This is a genomic window from Burkholderia aenigmatica (assembly GCF_902499175.1).
GTDB lineage: Bacteria > Pseudomonadota > Gammaproteobacteria > Burkholderiales > Burkholderiaceae > Burkholderia > Burkholderia aenigmatica.
This window is the reverse complement of the sequence record NZ_CABVQC010000008.1, coordinates 143,756-161,587: the sequence shown is the minus strand read 5'-3', so window position 1 is coordinate 161,587 and position 17,832 is coordinate 143,756. Positions and strand designations below refer to the sequence as shown.

The 17,832-nt window shown below is 69.6% G+C and carries 17 protein-coding genes; 11 read left to right on the top strand and 6 right to left on the bottom strand.

All coding sequences use genetic code 11. From position 1 onward, the window contains the following. The first annotated feature begins 146 nt into the window (after nucleotides 1–146). The gene (locus BDO18943_RS08570; protein ID WP_175021957.1) at nucleotides 147–356 is read left to right on the top strand and encodes an ornithine acetyltransferase; all 210 of its coding nucleotides are present in this window, start codon (nucleotides 147–149) and stop codon (nucleotides 354–356) included. 179 nt (nucleotides 357–535) lie between these two features. After that, on the top strand, nucleotides 536–1,090 hold the full coding sequence (locus BDO18943_RS08565) for an RBBP9/YdeN family alpha/beta hydrolase (RefSeq protein WP_175021956.1): 555 nt from the start codon (nucleotides 536–538) through the stop codon (nucleotides 1,088–1,090). Between the two features lie 78 nt (nucleotides 1,091–1,168). Here BDO18943_RS08565 and BDO18943_RS08560 read toward each other — a convergent pair whose 3' ends face one another. Further along, nucleotides 1,169–2,389 (bottom strand): CaiB/BaiF CoA transferase family protein, encoded by a 1,221-nt coding sequence (locus BDO18943_RS08560; protein WP_175021982.1) that lies wholly within the window; start codon nucleotides 2,387–2,389, stop codon nucleotides 1,169–1,171. Nucleotides 2,390–2,639: 250 nt separating this feature from the next. Here BDO18943_RS08560 and alaS point away from each other — a divergent pair, with 250 nt between their 5' ends. Then, on the top strand, nucleotides 2,640–5,264 hold the full coding sequence (gene alaS, locus BDO18943_RS08555) for an alanine--tRNA ligase (protein WP_175021955.1): 2,625 nt from the start codon (nucleotides 2,640–2,642) through the stop codon (nucleotides 5,262–5,264). A gap of 126 nt (nucleotides 5,265–5,390) precedes the next feature. Here the strand turns inward: alaS and BDO18943_RS08550 are convergent, their stop codons facing one another. Then, a complete protein-coding gene (locus BDO18943_RS08550; RefSeq protein WP_175021954.1) occupies nucleotides 5,391–6,305 on the bottom strand; it encodes a LysR family transcriptional regulator in 915 nt (304 codons plus the stop codon). Between the two features lie 123 nt (nucleotides 6,306–6,428). Between BDO18943_RS08550 and BDO18943_RS08545 the strand changes: the two genes are divergently transcribed. The 8 genes from BDO18943_RS08545 (at nucleotide 6,429) to BDO18943_RS08510 (ending at nucleotide 13,445) form a co-directional block, all read left to right on the top strand. Then, nucleotides 6,429–7,673: a YbfB/YjiJ family MFS transporter gene (locus BDO18943_RS08545; RefSeq protein ID WP_175021953.1), complete on the top strand. Its 1,245-nt coding sequence runs from the start codon at nucleotides 6,429–6,431 to the stop codon at nucleotides 7,671–7,673. A 121-nt stretch (nucleotides 7,674–7,794) separates the two neighbouring features. Beyond that, nucleotides 7,795–8,331 carry an NUDIX domain-containing protein gene (locus tag BDO18943_RS08540; protein ID WP_175021952.1) on the top strand — a complete coding sequence of 179 codons (537 nt, stop codon included), beginning with the start codon at nucleotides 7,795–7,797 and terminating at the stop codon, nucleotides 8,329–8,331. 139 nt (nucleotides 8,332–8,470) lie between these two features. After that, nucleotides 8,471–8,908 carry an acyl-CoA thioesterase gene (locus tag BDO18943_RS08535; protein ID WP_089425894.1) on the top strand — a complete coding sequence of 146 codons (438 nt, stop codon included), beginning with the start codon at nucleotides 8,471–8,473 and terminating at the stop codon, nucleotides 8,906–8,908. A 7-nt stretch (nucleotides 8,909–8,915) separates the two neighbouring features. After that, the gene (locus BDO18943_RS08530; protein WP_175021951.1) at nucleotides 8,916–9,851 is read left to right on the top strand and encodes a branched-chain amino acid ABC transporter permease; all 936 of its coding nucleotides are present in this window, start codon (nucleotides 8,916–8,918) and stop codon (nucleotides 9,849–9,851) included. Next, complete coding sequence (locus BDO18943_RS08525; RefSeq protein ID WP_175021950.1) at nucleotides 9,844–11,073, top strand: branched-chain amino acid ABC transporter permease; 1,230 nt, start codon at nucleotides 9,844–9,846, stop codon at nucleotides 11,071–11,073. The genes BDO18943_RS08530 and BDO18943_RS08525 overlap by 8 nt, the downstream gene beginning before the upstream one ends. After that, nucleotides 11,070–11,822: an ABC transporter ATP-binding protein gene (locus tag BDO18943_RS08520; protein ID WP_175021949.1), complete on the top strand. Its 753-nt coding sequence runs from the start codon at nucleotides 11,070–11,072 to the stop codon at nucleotides 11,820–11,822. Before BDO18943_RS08525 ends, BDO18943_RS08520 begins: the two co-directional genes overlap by 4 nt. Then, on the top strand, nucleotides 11,819–12,523 hold the full coding sequence (locus tag BDO18943_RS08515; protein WP_175021948.1) for an ABC transporter ATP-binding protein: 705 nt from the start codon (nucleotides 11,819–11,821) through the stop codon (nucleotides 12,521–12,523). The genes BDO18943_RS08520 and BDO18943_RS08515 overlap by 4 nt, the downstream gene beginning before the upstream one ends. Nucleotides 12,524–12,698: 175 nt before the next feature. Then, entirely contained in the window at nucleotides 12,699–13,445 is a 747-nt protein-coding gene (locus BDO18943_RS08510; protein WP_043182481.1) for a glucose 1-dehydrogenase, read from the top strand. 52 nt (nucleotides 13,446–13,497) lie between these two features. Here BDO18943_RS08510 and BDO18943_RS08505 read toward each other — a convergent pair whose 3' ends face one another. The 4 genes from BDO18943_RS08505 to iolD all read right to left on the bottom strand — a co-directional run bounded on the left by BDO18943_RS08505 (nucleotide 13,498) and on the right by iolD (nucleotide 17,802). Beyond that, nucleotides 13,498–13,992 carry a heme-degrading domain-containing protein gene (locus BDO18943_RS08505; RefSeq protein WP_175021947.1) on the bottom strand — a complete coding sequence of 165 codons (495 nt, stop codon included), beginning with the start codon at nucleotides 13,990–13,992 and terminating at the stop codon, nucleotides 13,498–13,500. Between the two features lie 82 nt (nucleotides 13,993–14,074). After that, the gene (gene iolB / locus BDO18943_RS08500) at nucleotides 14,075–14,890 is read right to left on the bottom strand and encodes a 5-deoxy-glucuronate isomerase (protein WP_175021946.1); all 816 of its coding nucleotides are present in this window, start codon (nucleotides 14,888–14,890) and stop codon (nucleotides 14,075–14,077) included. 36 nt (nucleotides 14,891–14,926) lie between these two features. After that, the gene (gene iolE, locus BDO18943_RS08495) at nucleotides 14,927–15,856 is read right to left on the bottom strand and encodes a myo-inosose-2 dehydratase (RefSeq protein WP_175021945.1); all 930 of its coding nucleotides are present in this window, start codon (nucleotides 15,854–15,856) and stop codon (nucleotides 14,927–14,929) included. A gap of 62 nt (nucleotides 15,857–15,918) precedes the next feature. Continuing rightward, nucleotides 15,919–17,802: a 3D-(3,5/4)-trihydroxycyclohexane-1,2-dione acylhydrolase (decyclizing) gene (gene iolD / locus BDO18943_RS08490; RefSeq protein WP_175021981.1), complete on the bottom strand. Its 1,884-nt coding sequence runs from the start codon at nucleotides 17,800–17,802 to the stop codon at nucleotides 15,919–15,921. Between the last annotated feature and the right edge of the window lie 30 nt (nucleotides 17,803–17,832).

Genomic DNA, 17,832 nt, shown 5'->3' with positions numbered 1-17,832 from the left:
CGGGTTTCGACCGATTATCTCGATATTGTGTCGGCTGTAACACGACGTAAATCGGATTGCCCGGGCCGTTTGGCGTTGCCTATGATGGCTTCACCGATTCAATGCCGCCGTTCGGGTTGCCGCGCGGCGGGAGGAAACTAAAAATCATGATGAAGAAGACCACGTTTATCTTTCGTACCGCCGTGATCGTCGCGGCCCTGTCGCAACTCGGCGCATGCGCGATGACGCATACGCAGCGCAATGCCGGTATCGGCGCGGCCGCGGGCGGCGCGCTCGGCTACCTGGTGACGGGCGGCCCGCTCGGCACGGTCGCGGGCGCCGCGGCGGGCGGTATCGTCGGCGCAAACGTGCGCTGACCAATGACATGACGCGAGCCGCCTGCCAGGCGGCTTGCCGTCCGGTCGCGACGCGGTTCCGAATGCGTCCCGACCCCACGCACATCCTTCCGGTTTCAGACAGGCAGCATCAGGGAGGAACGGGTGTGCGACACTGCGTCGACATTTCATCACGACTCCATGCGTCGACGCTGCCTTCCATGAGCCATTCCCCCGTTTTCGTCCTGCCGGGTTACGCCAACTCGGGCCCGCTCCACTGGCAAAGCCGCTGGGAGCGCGCCGACGCGCGCTTCGTGCGCATCGCGATGCCCGACTGGGAGCGTGCGTTCCGCAACGGCTGGTGTCTTGCACTCGACCGCGCGGTCGAGGCCGCGCCCGGGCCGGTGCTGATCGCCGCGCACAGCCTCGGCACGCTGACCACCGCGTGGTGGGCGACGCGCTATGCGCGCCCGGCCGCGCTCGCGAAGGTGTGCGGCGCGCTGCTCGTGGCGCTGCCCGATCCGGCCGGCCCCGCGTTTCCGGCCGATGCGCATGGCTTCGGGCCCGTGCCGTACGAACGGCTGCCGTTTCCGACCTGCGTCGCGGCGAGCAGCGACGATCCGTACGGCTCGCTCGCGTTCGCCCGCACCTGCGCGAACGCATGGGGGAGCGCATTCCACGAGATCGGCCCGCGCGGCCACATCAATGCGGACAGCGGGCTCGGCGACTGGCCCGACGCGCGCGGCTGGCTCGACGCGCTCGATCGCGAGAGCTGAGCGCACGAAGGAGGGCGGCCGTAGCCGCCTTCTCCGCTGCGCCCGGACGAACCGGGCGCAATCCGTCCGGCTCGCCGCTCAGATCGCCTGTTTCGCCCGCAATCCGGCGATCTTCGCGTCGTCGTAGCCGAGCATGTCGCGCAGCACGTCGTCGGTCTGTGCGCCGAGCAGCGGCGGGGCCGTGCGTGCGTCGGGCGGCGTCGCGCTCATCCGGATCGGGTTGCGCACGAGCTTCGCGTCCGCGCCGCACGGGTGCGGCAGCGACACCTGCATCCCGCGCGCGACGACCTGCTCGTTGTCGAACACCTCGTCGAGATCGTTGATCGGCCCGCACGGCACGCCGGCCGCTTCGAGCGCACCGATCCAGTCGGCCTTGTCGCGCGCCTTCACCATCTCCGCGAGGATCGGCACCAGCGTGTCGCGGTGGCGCACGCGCGACGGATTCGTCGCGAAACGCTCGTCGTCGGCCAGCTCGGGTTGTCCGCCGGCCTCGACGAACTTGCGGAACTGCCCGTCGTTGCCGACCGCGACGATGATCCACCCGTCGCGCGTCTGGAACGTCTGGTACGGCACGATGTTCGGATGCGCATTGCCCCAGCGCACCGGCGGCTTGCCGCTCGCGAGGAAGTTGGTGTTCATGTTCGCGAGCAGCGCGACCTGCACGTCGAGCAGCGCCATGTCGATGTACTGGCCTTCGCCGGTCCGGTCGCGGTGCGCGAGGGCGGCGAGCACCGCGATCGTCGAATAGAGGCCGGTCGCGAGGTCGGCGATCGCGACACCGGCCTTTTGCGGGCCGCCGCCCGGCTCGCCGTCGCGCTCGCCGGTGATGCTCATGAAGCCGCCGATCCCCTGGATGATGAAGTCGTAGCCCGCGCGGTGCGCGTACGGGCCCGTCTGGCCGAAGCCGGTGACCGAGCAGTAGACGAGGTCGGGTTTCACCGCGCGCAGCGACTCGTAATCGAGCCCGTATTTCTTCAACTGACCGACCTTGTAGTTCTCGAGCACGACGTCGCTCTGCGCGGCGAGTTCGCGCACGATCTGCTGGCCCTCGGGCGTCGCGATGTCGACCGTCACCGAGCGCTTGTTGCGGTTTGCCGCGAGGTAGTACGCGGCCTCGGCGGTATCCGCGCCGTCCGCGTCCTTCAGGTACGGCGGCCCCCAGTGGCGCGTGTCGTCGCCGGCGCCGGGGCGCTCGACCTTGATCACGTCCGCGCCGAAATCGGCAAGCGTCTGTGCGCACCACGGGCCCGCGAGCACGCGGGTGAGGTCCAGCACGCGGATATGGCTCAGGGCACCCATCGTCGAATCGTCTCCTTTCATGGCTGGCCTTGTCGGGCAAGGCCGGTTGGCATGCCGAGCATCTTAAGGCGAATTGGCCGCGCGAGTGGCCCAGCCGGGCCGGCGGGAGGGCCGAGCCGCTTTGCCGGCGCTTTGCCCGGAAGCCGGCCCCGATCCCGTATAATCGATCGTTTCCGAATCCATGCCGCCGCGCGCCCCGCCAAGGGCGCCGGCGTTTGAAGCCGTCTTTGCCAGACTGTCCCCGCACGCCATGAAAGCTGCCGAAATCCGCGAGAAATTCCTCAAATTCTTCGAATCGAAGGGCCACACGATCGTCCGCTCGTCGAGCCTCGTGCCCGGTAACGACCCCACGCTGATGTTCACGAACTCGGGCATGGTCCAGTTCAAGGACGTGTTCCTCGGCACGGATCCGCGCCCGTACTCGCGCGCCACGACGGCGCAGCGCAGCGTGCGCGCGGGCGGCAAGCACAACGACCTCGAGAACGTCGGCTACACGGCGCGCCACCACACGTTCTTCGAGATGCTCGGCAACTTCTCGTTCGGCGACTACTTCAAGCACGACGCGATCAAGTTCGCGTGGGAACTGCTGACCACGGTCTACCAGCTGCCGAAGGAAAAGCTGTGGGTCACGGTCTACCAGGAAGACGACGAAGCGTACGACATCTGGGCGAAGGAAGTCGGCGTGCCGACCGAGCGCATCATCCGCATCGGCGACAACAAGGGCGCGCGCTACGCGTCGGACAACTTCTGGACGATGGGCGACACGGGCCCGTGCGGCCCGTGCACGGAAATCTTCTACGATCACGGCCCGGACGTGTGGGGCGGCCCGCCGGGATCGCCTGAAGAAGACGGCGATCGCTACATCGAGATCTGGAACCTCGTGTTCATGCAGTTCAACCGCGACGCGCAGGGCAACATGACGCGCCTGCCGAAGCAGTCGGTCGACACCGGCATGGGCCTCGAGCGTCTCGCCGCGGTGCTGCAGCACGTGCACAGCAACTACGAGATCGACCTGTTCCAGAACCTGATCAAGGCCGCCGCGCGCGTGACCGAAATCAGCGACCTCACGAACAACTCGCTGAAGGTGATCGCCGATCACATCCGCGCGTGTTCGTTCCTGATCGTCGACGGCGTGATTCCCGGCAATGAAGGCCGCGGCTACGTGCTGCGCCGCATCGTGCGCCGCGCGATCCGCCACGGCTACAAGCTCGGCCGCAAGGGCGCGTTCTTCCACAAGCTGGTGGCCGACCTCGTCGCCGAGATGGGCGTCGCGTATCCGGAGCTGAAGGAAGCCGAACAGCGCGTGACCGACGTGCTGCGCCAGGAAGAAGAGCGCTTCTTCGAGACGATCGAGCACGGCATGTCGATCCTCGAAGCCGCGCTGGCCGACGTCGAAGCGAAGGGCGGCAAGGTGCTCGACGGCGAGCTCGCGTTCAAGCTGCACGACACCTACGGCTTCCCGCTCGACCTCACGGCCGACGTGTGCCGCGAGCGCGGGATGACGGTCGACGAACCGGCGTTCGACGACGCGATGGCACGCCAGCGCGAACAGGCGCGTGCGGCCGGCAAGTTCAAGGCCACGCAGGGCCTCGAATACACGGGCGCGAAGACCACCTTCCACGGCTATGAAGAAATCGCGTTCGACGACGCGAAGATCGTCGCACTGTACGTCGACGGTTCGTCGGTCAACGAAGTGAAGACCGGCCAGGATGCGGTCGTCGTGCTCGACCACACGCCGTTCTACGCGGAATCGGGCGGCCAGGTCGGTGACCAGGGCGTGCTCGCGAACGCCGCGACGCGCTTCGCGGTGGCCGATACGCTGAAGGTGCAGGCCGACGTGATCGGCCACCACGGCACGCTGGAACAAGGCACGCTGAAGGTTGGCGACGTGATGCGCGCGGAAATCGACGCGCATCGCCGCGCACGCACGCAGCGCAACCACTCGGCTACCCACCTGATGCACAAGGCGCTGCGCGAAGTGCTCGGCGCGCACGTGCAGCAGAAGGGTTCGCTGGTCGACGCGGAAAAGACCCGCTTCGACTTCGCGCACAACGCACCGATGACCGACGACGAAATCCGTCGCGTCGAGCAGATCGTCAACAACGAGATCCTGGCCAACGCGCCGGGCATCGTGCGCGTGATGCCGTACGACGAAGCGGTGAAGGGCGGCGCGATGGCGCTGTTCGGCGAGAAGTACGGCGATGAAGTGCGCGTGCTCGACCTCGGCTTCTCGCGCGAACTGTGCGGCGGCACGCACGTGAGCCGCAGCGGCGACATCGGCTTCTTCAAGATCGTCGTCGAAGGCGGCGTCGCGGCCGGCATCCGCCGTGTCGAGGCGATCACCGGCGACAACGCGGTGCGCTACGTGCAGGAACTCGACGCCCGCGTGAACGAAGCCGCGGCCGCGCTGAAGGCGCAGCCGTCGGAACTCACGCAGCGTATCGCGCAGGTGCAGGACCAGGTGAAGTCGCTCGAGAAGGAACTGGGCGCGCTGAAGTCGAAGCTCGCATCGAGCCAGGGCGACGAGCTCGCGCAGCAGGCCATCGAAATCGGCGGCGTGTTCGTGCTGGCCGCGACGCTCGACGGCGCCGACGCGAAGACGTTGCGCGAAACGGTCGACAAGCTGAAGGACAAGCTGAAGAGCGCGGCGATCGTGCTGGCGGCCGTCGAAGGCGGCAAGGTCAGCCTGATCGCGGGCGTCACGCCCGACGCGAGCAAGAAGGTCAAGGCCGGCGAGCTCGTGAACTTCGTCGCGCAGCAGGTCGGCGGCAAGGGCGGTGGCCGTCCGGACATGGCGCAGGCTGGCGGCACCGAGCCGGCGAACCTGCCGGGCGCGCTGGCTGGCGTGAAGGGCTGGGTCGAAGAGCGGCTCTGATCGTCGCGACCGATGCGATGCCGTCTCGTGGCGGCATCGCTTGGAATGAGAAAGACCCGATCGGCATGTGCCGGTCGGGTCTTTTTGTTGGTACGCCGGCACAACGCGTGCCGGCCGCCCGGCGATTCAGGCCGGTACGGTGTCCGACGGCTTCGTTGCACCGTCCGGCTGCCGCACGGCTTCGGTGAGCGCTTCGCGCAACGCGGCCAACGCCGCCGATGCATAACCCTGACGCCACGCGAGCAGCGTGTCGATGCCCTCCAGCTCGGGGATCGCGTGCGCGGCGACGTTGCCGGTTTCCGGCTGCAGGTCGAGCACCGAACGCGGCGCGACCGCGACGCCGGCACCCGCCGCGACGCACGCGACGATCGCGTGATATGACCCGAGTTCGAGCACGCGCGCCGGTTTGACGCCGTGCACTGCGTACCACTGCTCGACGTACTTGCGATACGAGCAGCCGCGCTCGAATGCGATGAGCGTCGGCAGGATCACGTCGCGCGGCGTGCGCACCGGCGGATGGCCGCGTGGGGTGAGCAGCACCAGGTCCTCACGGAAGACCGGCACCGTCTCGAACGTGTCGGGCAGCATGTTCGGCACGGGCGGGCGGGCGAACAGCGCGGCGTCGATCTCGAAGTCGCGCACGCGGTCGATCAGCCAGCCCGTCGTGCCCGTCAGCAGTTCGAGCGACACATCGGGCCACGCATGGTGATAGCGCGCGAGCAGCGTCGGCAGGCGGCTCGCGGCCGTGCTTTCCATCGTGCCGAGCCGCAGCCGCCCACGCGGCGTGTCCTCGCGCACCGCGTCGCGCGCCTCGTCGGCGAGCGCGAGCAGGCGCTCCGCATACGGCAGCAGCGTGTGCCCGGCCGGCGTCAGCACCAGCCGGCGGCCGTCGCGCACGAACAGCGCCGCGCCGAGTTCTTCCTCGAGCTGCTTGATGCGCGTCGTGACGTTCGACTGCACGCGATTGAGCTTGGCCGCCGCGCGCGTCACGCCGTTCTCGCGCACCACGGCCCGGAAAATCGCCAGCGCCGCCAGATCCATGATTCTCTCCGAGCGATGAATGGATTCTTAATTATTCATTTTTCGAGAACGTTTGGTCAAGCTAGGATGGCAGCATTCCAATTTCCGATCCGGCTGGCGCGTTGAACGCCGGCTCATGCCGCCATGTCCCGCTCCGATGCCTCGACCGCCGCCGCCGGCGCGCCTCCCGTCGATGATGCCGACCGCCGCGCCCGCACGGCCGCACTGGCGTGCATGGTCGGCCTCGCGGTCGTGCTCGGCGTCGGCCGCTTTGCGTTCACGCCCTTATTGCCGCTGATGCTCGCGGACGGCTCGATCGGCCTGAAGGCCGGCGGCTGGCTCGCCTCGGCGAACTACGCGGGCTACTTCGTCGGCGCGGTCAGTTGCGTGGCGGTGCGCATTGCGCCCGCGCGAATGGTGCGCTTCGGGCTCGTGGCCACCGTGCTGCTCACCGCCGCGATGGGCGTCGGCCATCTGTTGCCGGTGTGGCTCGCGGTGCGCTTCGTCGCGGGCGTCGTCAGTGCATGGACGTTCGTATTCGTGTCGCAATGGGGGCTGAAGCGGCTGGCCGAACTGCATGCGCCCGAGTGGAGCGGGGTGATCTACGCAGGGCCCGGCGTCGGCATCGTGGTGACGGGGCTGATCGGCAGCGCACTGGTCGGCCAGCGCGCGGCGTCGGGCTGGCTCGGTTTCGCGGCGCTGTCGGCCGTGCTGTCGGTCGCGATCTGGCGCACGTTTGCCGTTGCCCCGGCGCAAGCCGGAGCGCCGGGTGGCGCTGCGCTGCACGCGGCCGCCGCAACCGCGGCGATGCCGGCCCAACCGCGCGGCCATCGCGTGGACGCCGCATGGCTCGTCGTGCTGTACGGCATGCCGGGTTTCGGCTACATCATCACCGCGACGTTCCTGCCCGTGATCGCGCGCGCCGCGCTGCCGGCCGGTTCGCCGTGGCCCGACCTGTTCTGGCCGATGTTCGGCGCGGCGCTGATCGTCGGCGCGATCACCGCCGCGCGGCTGCCCGGGCACTGGGACAACCGGTTGCTGCTGGCCGCCGGCTGCGCGACGCAGGCGCTCGGCATTGCCGCCGGGATCGTGTGGCCGAACGCGGCCGGCTTCTCGGTCGGCAGCGCGCTGCTCGGCCTGCCGTTCACCGCGATCACGCTGTTCGCGATGCGCGAGGCGCGGCGTTTGCACGGCGAGCGGGCAGCCGGGCTGATGGGCTACGCGACCGCGTCGTACGGGGTCGGGCAGATTCTCGGGCCACTCGTCGCGGCACCGCTGGCCGCGCGCTTCGGGTCGTTTTCTCCCGCGCTGTGGGTGGCGGTGGCCGCGCTGCTGCTGGGCGCCGCCGGCTTCGCGGCGACCGCCGTACGAGGGCGCCTGCAACCCTGATATCGACGGGGACGGATCGTCTGCGGCACGGGCAAACTCGCTAGAATAAAGCCTTTCCCGCGCCGAGCGGGTGCGCGGGCAGCCGGCTGGCGGCCGTCCGGCGCCTGCCAGATCCCCATCGATGACCACCGCCGACTACCGCTTTTGCCCGCGCTGCGCGAGCCCGCTCACCGAGCGCGCCGATCCCGACCATGAAGGCGGCCGCATTCGCCAGGCGTGCCCCGACGACAACTGCGGCTATGTCCACTGGAACAACCCGCTGCCCGTCGTCGCCGCGATCGTCGAGCTCGACGGCAAGATCCTGCTTGCGCGCAACGCGGCCTGGCCGGAAGGGATGTTCGCGCTGATCACCGGTTTCCTCGAGAACGGCGAGACGCCCGAGGACGGCATCGCGCGCGAAGTGTTCGAGGAAACGGCGCTGAAGGCCGAGCACGTGTCGCTCGTCGGCGTCTACGAATTCATCCGCAAGAACGAGCTGATCATCGCGTACCACGTGCGTGCGTCGGGCACGGTCGCGCTGTCGCCGGAACTGCTCGAATACAAGCTCGTCGATCCGCCGCTGCTGCGCCCGTGGCGCGCCGGCACGGGTGTCGCGCTCGCCGACTGGATGCGTGCGCGCGGCCTCGATTTCGAGTTCGTCGACCGGCCGGGGCAGTGACGGGCCGGCCCGCCCGCAGCGTTGCATCCGCCGTGCCGCGAGCGATCGCGGCGCGGCGTTCCGCGTCTTGCCGGCGCACCGCGTCATGCGGCCGCCGCGCTTCGCCCACCTCGCTTCCCTCGTCCTGACCGCCATCGCCATGTCCGACAAGCCGCAACCGCGTCCGCGCGACGCCTATCGCCACTTCCTGCCGATCACGACCCGCTGGATGGACAACGACGTCTACGGGCACGTGAACAACGTCGTCTACTACAGCTACTTCGACACGGTCGTGAACGAATACCTGATCCGCGCCGGTGTGCTCGACGTCGAGCACGGGCAGACGATCGGCCTCGTGGTCGAGACGCAGTGCAACTACTTCGCGCCGCTGGTGTTTCCGCAGTCGGTCGACGCGGGGCTGCGGGTCGTGAAGCTCGGCACGTCGAGCGTGCGCTACGAGGTCGGGCTGTTCGCGCAGGGCGATGCCACGCCCGCCGCACAGGGGCACTTCGTGCACGTGTACGTCGATCGCGGCACGCGCCGGCCGGTGCCGCTGCCCGACGCGCTGCGCGCCGCGCTCGAGCCGCTCGCCGCCTGACTGCGCGGTGCACGCGTTCGCGCTCCAGGCCTTCAATGGCCTCAGCTACGGCTTGCTGCTGTTCATGCTGTCGGCCGGACTCACGCTGATCTTCAGCGTGCAGGGCGTGCTCAACTTCGCGCATGCGAGCTTCTACATGCTCGGCGCGTATGTCGGCTACAGCATCGCGGCCCGCGCGGGTTTCTGGCCCGCGCTGCTGCTCGCGCCGCTCGCGGTCGGGCTGCTCGGCGCCGGCTGCGAACGCATGCTGCTGCGCCGCGTGCAGGCGCGCGGCCATGCGAGCGAATTGCTGCTGACCTTCGGCCTCGCGTACCTGATCGGCGAGGGCGCGAAACTCGTGTGGGGCCTCGCGCCGCTGCCGGCGCCCGTGCCGGCGCTGTTCGACGGTGCGCCCGTGTCCGTATTCGGCCTCGCGCTGCCGCGCTACCGGCTGTTCATGATGGCGATGTCCGCCGCGATGCTCGTCGCGCTCGGCGCGCTGCTGCGCGCGTCGCGCATCGGGCTCGTGGTGCGCGCGGCGCTCACGCACCGCGCGGCCGTCGAGGCGCTCGGCTACGACGTGCCGCGCGTGATGACGGCGCTGTTCGGCGCGGGCACCGCGCTCGCGGCGCTGGCCGGCGTGATCGGCGCACCGCTCGCGGTGATCGAACCCGCGCTGGCCGAAACCGTCGGGTCGGTCGTGTTCGCGGTCGTCGTGATCGGCGGGCTCGGCTCGCTCGGCGGCGCGTTCGCGGCGTCGCTCGCGGTCGGCTTCGCGCAGACCTTCGCGGCCGCGAGCGATACGTCGCTGCGCGACCTCACGGAATGGGCCGGCATCGCGCTGCCCGGCAGCGTGGCCGCCGTGTCGATCGCGCAGCTGGCGCCGCTGGTGCCGTACCTGCTGCTCGTCGCGGTGCTGGTCGCGCGGCCGCGCGGGCTGTTCGGCGAGCGTGCCGATGCGTAACCGCGCGCTCACCGGCGTCGCGCGCTGGTCCCTGTTTGCCGCCTGCGTCGCGCTGCCCGCGTGGCTGTGGCCGCATGGCGCGGTGCTCGGCTATCTCGCGCAGACGGCCGCGCTCGTCGTGCTCGCCCTGTCGTACAACCTGCAGCTCGGCACGACCGGGCTGCTGTCGTTCGGGCACGCCGCGTTCGCGGGCCTCGGCGCGTTCGCGGCGGCGCACTGGTTCAATCACTTTGGCGGCCCGCTGCCGCTGTTGCCGCTCGTCGGCGGCGTCGCCGGTGCCGGGTTCGGCTTCGCCGCCGGGCTGCTCGCGACGCGCCGCTCGGGCACCGCGTTCGCGATGATCACGCTCGGGCTCGGCGAATGCGTTGCGGCCGCCGCGTGGAGCGTGCCCACCTGGTTCGGCGGGATCGGCGGCGTGCCGATCGACCGCGCGACCGGCACGCCGTGGGGCGGCTGGCATTTCGGCGCGCCAGTCCAGGCTTATGCGGTGATCGCGACATGGTGCGTCGTGTCGGCGTGGGCCATGCACGCGCTGACGCGCACGCCGCTCGCGCGGCTCGCGAATGCGGTGCGCGACAACCCCGTGCGCGTCGCCGCGCTCGGCACCGATCCGCGCCGCGTGCGGCTCGCGATGGTCACCTGCGCATCGTTCTTCGCAGGCGTCGCCGGCACGCTGACGCTGATCGACGTTGAAATCGCGACGCCCGACAGCGTGCCGATGGCGCGTTCGGCGACCGTGCTGATCGCCGCGGTGATCGGCGGCACCGGTGCGTTCTTCGGGCCGGCGGCCGGGGCCGTCGTGCTGACCGTGCTGAGCATCGTCGTGGCGGGCGTATCGCGTGCGTGGGCGCTGTATCTCGGTGTGCTGTTCGTCGCGATCGTCGTGGCGGCGCCACGCGGGATCGCCGGGATCGTGCAAGCGCTCGCGCATGCGTGGCGGCGCGGCGCGCCGGCGGCCGAGCGGTGGCGCATGCTGTGCGCGGTCGGCGCGTGCCTGTTCTGGAGCGTCGCGATCGTCTGCGCGGCCGAACTCGGCTATGCGTGGCGCTTCGCGCAGGACGACGGCGCGGGCGTCGCGTTCGGCGCCTGGGGTATCGACGCCGATACGCCGGCCGGCTGGGCCGTCGCATGCTCCGCGTTCGGTATCGGCACGCTGCTGTGGGGCTGGCGCGCGCGGCTCGTGCCGGGCGGGCAGGCCGGCAAGCGGGAGGACGGACGATGAACGGCAACGCGATCGCGCTTCACGGCGTCGTGCAGCGTTTCGGCGCGCAGACGGTGCTCGACGGCGTCGAGCTGAGCATCGCGGCCGGCGAGCGTCATGCGCTGATCGGGCCGAACGGCGCAGGCAAGTCGACGCTGTTCGGCGTGATCGCGGGTGCGACGCGGCCCACGCGCGGGCGCGTCGTGCTGCACGGCGTCGAGTTGCGCGGGCGCGGGCCGGTCGTCGCGAGCCGGCTCGGCATCGGCCGCAGTTTCCAGCAGACGAGCGCGTTCGCGCGGTTGACCGTGTTCGACAACCTGCGTTGCGCGGCGCTGCATGCACCGGCCGAACGGCGCCGCTGGTGGAACCGGCTGCGCGAATCGGCGTCGGTCGATCGTGCGGCCGCGCGCGTGCTGCACGACATCGGCCTCGAGGCGCACCGCGACACGCTGGCCGCCGAGCTGAGCTATGCGGAACAGCGCGCGCTCGATCTCGGGATCGCACTCGCGAGCGGCGCTCGCACGCTGCTGCTCGACGAGCCGACGGCCGGCATGAGCCGTGCGCAGGCGGCGCGGATGATTGCGCTGATTCGTGCGACGACGCAGGGGCGCACGGTCCTGCTGATCGAGCACGACATGGATGCGGTGTTCGGCTTCGCCGAACGCATCACGGTGCTCGTGCGCGGCACGGTGATCGCGACCGGCGCGCCGGATGCGATCCGCGCCGATCCGGCCGTGCGGGGCGCCTATCTGGGCGAGGTCAATCCATGAGCGCATTGCTCGAGATTCGCGACCTGCGCGCGTGGTACGGGCTGCAACCGGTGCTCGACGGCGTCGATCTCGCGCTGGCGCCGGGCGAGACGCTCGCGCTGCTCGGCCGCAACGGCTCGGGGCGCTCGACGCTTGCCAAGGCGGTCATGGGGCTCGTGCGCACGGCCGGCTCGGTACGCATCGCCGGCGCCGAATGCGTGGGCGCACGCACGTTCGAGATCGCGCGGCGCGGCGTTGCTTACGTTGCCGAAAGCCGCGACGTGTTCCCGCTGCTGACGGTACGCGACAACCTGCGGCTCGGGTTGCGCGGCGCCAGCGGTGCGGCCGAACGTGCGGCGCTCGAACGGCTGTTCGACCGTTTTCCGTTGCTGGCCGCGCGCGCGGACGTGAAAGCGGGGCGGCTATCGGGCGGCGAGCAGCAGGTGCTCGCGCTGGTGCGGGCGCTGGCCGGCCGCCCGCGCGTGCTGCTCGTCGACGAACCGGCCGAAGGGCTCGCGCCGCTCGCGGTCGACGAAGTCGGCGCGTGCCTTGCCGCGCTGCAGGCCGACGGGGTCGCGATCGTGCTGATCGAGCAGCGGCTGCAGTTCGCGCCGCGGCTCGCGCGGCGCGTCGCCGTGATGGGGCGCGGACGGATCGTCTACGACGGCGCGCTCGACGGCCTGGGCGGCGAGGTCGCGAACGCATGGCTGAGCGCCGGCTGACGGTGCGCGAGCGATTGTTCGGCAAACTCTGCCAGTCAATTCGTGCCGAGCCGCTTTATCGCCGTCCGGCCGCACAGTAAATTGCCAGTCATGCCGGTCGCCGCCTCCACGCATCCAGGTACCCGCGCGGCAACCGGCGCCATCCATCGAAAGTCTTGGACTGAGGAATGAAATCATGAGCAAGCTGGCAAACAAGGTCGCAATCGTCACCGGCGGATCGAAGGGCATCGGCGCGGCGATCGCGAAGGCGCTGGCCGCGGAAGGCGCATCGGTCGTCGTCAACTATGCGAGCAGCAAGGCGGGTGCCGACGCGGTCGTCGGTGCGATCGTCGAAGCCGGCGGCCGCGCGGTCGCGGTGGGCGGCGACGTGTCGAAGGCAGCCGACGCGCAGCGCATCGTCGATACGGCGATCGACACGTACGGCCGTCTCGACGTGCTCGTCAACAATTCCGGCGTGTACGAATTCGGCGCGATCGAGGCGATCACGGAAGAACATTACCGCCGCCAGTTCGACACGAACGTGTTCGGCGTGCTGCTGATGACGCAGGCAGCCGTCAAGCATCTCGGCGAAGGCGCGAGCATCATCAACATCAGCTCGGTCGTGACCAGCATCACGCCGCCCGCCAGCGCCGTCTATAGCGGTACCAAGGGCGCGGTCGACGCGATCACCGGCGTGCTCGCGCTCGAACTCGGCCCGCGCAAGATTCGCGTGAACGCGATCAACCCGGGGATGATCGTGACCGAGGGCACGCACAGCGCGGGCATCATCGGTTCCGATCTCGACAAGCAGGTGCGCAGCGAGACGCCGCTCGGCCGCCTCGGCGAGCCGGACGACATCGCGTCGGTTGCCGTGTTCCTCGCATCGGACGATGCACGCTGGATGACCGGCGAGCATCTCGTCGTGAGCGGCGGGTTGAACTGATCGCGCAGGGCGGGGCATCGGCACGTCCGCGCCGGTCGCGCCGCCCGTGCCGTTACGCGTGCATCGCGAGCGCGTAACGGCCGACGTGCCACTGCAGGCTCTCGACGACGAGCGCGTGATTGTGTTCCGAGTCGAGTCCCGCGATCGTCATCGCGCCGACGATGCCGGCACCGGCGATCCGCAACGGCACGCCGCCGCCGTCGAGCGCATAGTCGTCGTCCGACAGCCCCTGCGACTGCAGCGACCAGCCGGCGCGGCGAAAGCGCTCGCCGACCGCGAGCGAACTGAGGCCGAAGCGCAATACCGTGTTCTGCCGCCGGCGGATCGCGTCGCTGTCATCGGCGTGGCTGCCGTCGAGTGCACAGTAGAACAGCGGCGCCTGCTCGCCGACGATGCTCACGGCGATCGGCAGCCCGCGACGCGACGCAAGGTTGACCGCGATCTCCCCCATCCGACGAGCGACCTCCGCATTGAAGCGCGGCAGCGCGGGGTTCGACGCGTCGTCGTCGAAGGCTTGGGGTTCGAGGCGAAAGAGGGTCGTCACCATGGCGGCTCCGTGGCGTCGCCGGCTCTGGGTGCGCGTGCCGGGCGTCGCATCGTCACGGGCCGCGCGCGGGCCCGTCTTTCCATCAGCGCTTCGGTGCGTCGAGCATCCATTCGTGCGCGGGATCGTTCTTGAACGCCCACGCGCGGCTCGGCCCGGCCATCACGTTCAGGTAGTACAGGTTGTAACCGTGCGGCGCGACCACCGGGTGGTAGCCGCGCGGCACCATCACGACGTCGTGGTCCTCGACCGCGCACGCTTCGTCGAGGCTGCGATCGTCCGTGTACACGCGCTGGAATGCGAAACCCTGCGGCGGATCGATCCGGTGGTAATAGGTTTCCTCGAGCGACGTTTCGTCGGGCGCCGCGTCGCGATCGTGCTTGTGCGGCGGATAGCTGCTCGAATGGCTGGCCGGCGTGACGACCTCGACCACGAGCAGCCGGTCGGCGGCCGGGTTGTCGCCCATCAGGATGTCGCACACGTAGCGCGTGTTGGTGCCTTGCCCACGTACCGAGCGGCGCATCCGCTCGCCGTCGAGGCGTTGCACGGGCTTGTCGCCGCTCGCGTACGGCGCGGTGCACAGCGCGATTTCCGCATCGCGCGTCGCGACCAGCGTGACCGTCTTGCCGCCCGGCACGTACAGTGCGTCCGGCGACACGTCCTCGAAGACGCTGTCGCGCTTGCCGAGCGCATCGTAGGTGTTGCCGTCGACGTCCGCGCGCACCGTGCCGGTGAGCACGACGACGCACAGCTCGCGCGTGCCGGTGTCGAGCGTTTCGGTGTCGCCGGCCTTCAGGCGCAGTGCTCGGAAACCGACGTGCTTCCAGCCGGCCGACTCGGGTGTGACGTTGCAGATTTCGCGGTCGGCAGAAGCCTTGACCAGCAGGGGAGAAATCGTCATGGGGTGGGGCTCCGCAATAGAGTAGGGCTCATGCGTTCACGTGCTCAACCGGTCGACGATCGCGCGCAGCGATTCGTAACCCTTCTTTGCATACGCATAGCTCGGTGCGACGGCCGGATCCTGCTCGGCCTCGACGACGAGCCAGCCTTCGTAGCCGGCGTCCTTCAGCGTGTGCAGCGTTGCCTCGTAGTCGAGCGCGCCGTCGCCCGGCACCGTGAAGGTGCCGTTGATCACGCCGTTCAGGAAGCTCCAGCCGTCGTTGCGCGCCTGCGTGACGACCTGCGGCCGCACGTCCTTGCAATGCACGTGGACCACCCGCGACACATGTTTCTTCAGCAGCGTCACCGGGTCGGCCGCGCCGCCGAAATACGCATGGCCGGTATCGAACAGCAGGAACACCTTCGCCGGGTCGGTCAGCGCCATCAGCCGGTCGACGTCGTCGGGCGACTCGACGTACGCGCCCATGTGGTGATGGTAGGCGAGCTTGATCCCGTACGTGTCGAGCAGGTGCGCGCCGAATGCGTCCAGACGCGCCGCGTAGCGCCGCCAGGCTTCATCGTCGACGAAGCGCGGCCGCTTCGCGACCGGCGTGTCGATGTTGCCCTGGATCGTGCCCGCGCATTCGCCGTAGACCACCACCTTCACGTCGTTGTACTGCAGCTTCGTCATGTGCGCGCGGCAGCGCTCGATCTCGGCGGCGACCGCATCGGCGTCGCTCATGCCCGGCTCGACCTCGGCCAGGAAGCCCGAATACCAGCCCGACACGCACACGAGGCCGAACTCGGCGAGCTTCGCTTTCAGCTCGGGGCCCGTCTTCGGAAACTTGTTGCCGAGCTCGAAGCCCGCGTAGCCGATTTCGGCGCCTTCCTTCAGCGCTGTTTCGAGCGGCGTCTCGCCGCCGAGCGACGGCAGGTCGTCGTTCATCCACGACAGGGGATTGATACCGATGCGGACGTTCCAGCTCATGACGTGCTTCCTTGGTTCGAATGTGTTGTTCGCGGGGGAGGGTTCGTGGGCAGTGCGCGCCATCAGCGCCGCTGCCGGGTCTTCGCATCGAGGTACGCGCGGTGTGCCGACTCGACGCCGGCGCGTTCGGATACTTGTGGCACGGCGACTTCCCACCATGCGCCGCCGTCGTCGGTCGTGCGGCGGTGCGTGGTGTCGATCACGAGCACCTGGCTCTTCTTCGCCGCGCGGGCGCGTTTCATTTCGCTGCGCAGCTCGCCGATGTCGCGCACGTGCACGGCTTCGGCGCCCATCGCGCGCGCATGCATCGCGAAATCGATCGTCGAGCGCTCGCCGCCCTCCGGCACGCAGTCGTCGAGCATGTTGTTGAAGCTCGCGCCGCCGCAATTCAGTTGCAGCCGCTCGATGCAACCGTAGCCGCGGTTGTCGAGGATCACGACGATGATCTTGCGGCCGAGCATCACCGACGTCGCGAGTTCGGCGTTGAGCATCATGTACGAGCCGTCGCCGACGATCACGATCACTTCGCGCTCCGGCCGCGCGAGCTTCGCGCCGAGGCCGCCCGCGACCTCGTAGCCCATGCACGAGTATGCATAGTCCATGTGGTAGTTGCCCGCCACGCCGCTGCGCCACAGCTTGTGCAGTTCGGCCGGCAGCGTGCCGGCCGCGCACACGACGAGGTCGTCGTGCGCGCTGTCGCGCCCCGCGTCGGTTGCGGAATCGCGCACCGCGCCGATCACCTCGGCGTCGTACGGCAGCGTGTCGGTCGGCACGCGTGTCGTCAGCTCGGTCACGCGCGCGTTCCACGCGGCGGCCTGGTCGCGGTTGCCTGCCGTCCACGCGGGATCGGCGTGCCAGCCGGCCAGCGCGGCCGACAGCTGGCCGAGGCCCGTGCGCGCATCGGCCACCAGTTGCCGGCCGCGTTTCTTGCCCGCGTCGAACGGCTGCACGTTCAGGCTCAATAGCGTCGCGTTACCGTAGAGCGCATGCGAGCCGGTCGTGAAGTCCTGCAGCCGCGTGCCGACCGCGAACACCACGTCGGCCTGCGCGGCCGCGCGGTTCGCGGCAGGCGAGCCCGTCACGCCGATCGAGCCGAGATTCAGCGGATGGTCCCACGCGAGGCTGCCCTTGCCGGCCTGCGATTCGGCGACCGGCACGCCATGCGTGTCGGCGAACGCGCGCAGCGCGTCCCACGCCTGGCTGTACAGCACGCCGCCGCCCGCGACGATCAGCGGTTTCTTCGCGGCCTTCAGCAAGTCGAGCGCATCGGCGAGCTCGAGCGCGTCGGCCGGCGGCCGGCGCATCCGGATCACCGGCGGCGCGAAGAAATCCTCGGGCCAGTCGTATGCGAAGGTCTGCACGTCCTGCGGCAACGCGAGGCACACGGGGCCGCATTGCGCGGGATCGGTCATCACCTGGATCGCGCGCGGCAGCGCGACGAGCAGTTGCTCGGGCGACGTGATCCGGTCGAAGTAGCGCGTCACCGGCCGGAAGCAGTCGTTCGCGCTGACGTCGCCCTGTTCGAAATCCTCGACCTGCTGCAGCACCGGGTCGGGCAGCCGCGACACGAACACGTCGCCGGGCAGCAGCAACAACGGCAGACGGCCGACGTGCGCGAGCGCGGCCGACGTCAGCATGTTGGTCGCGCCGGGGCCGATGCTCGACGTCACGGCCATCATCCGCTGGCGGAAATTCGCTTTCGCGAACGCGACGGCCGCATTGGCCATCCCTTGCTCGTTGTGGGCGCGGAAGGTCGGCAGCCGGTCTTTCTCAGCATGCAGCGCCTCGCCGAGCCCGGCCACGTTGCCGTGGCCGAAGATCGCGAACACGCCGCCGCAGTACGGCAGGATCTCGGTGCGGCCGTCGGGCTGGACGACTTCGGCGCGCAGGGCGGCCAGGTAGCGCACGAGCGCCTGGCTGACGGTCAGTCTCACGGTAGAGGTCATGTCGGTCGGTGAAGAGGAGTGGGTCATCGC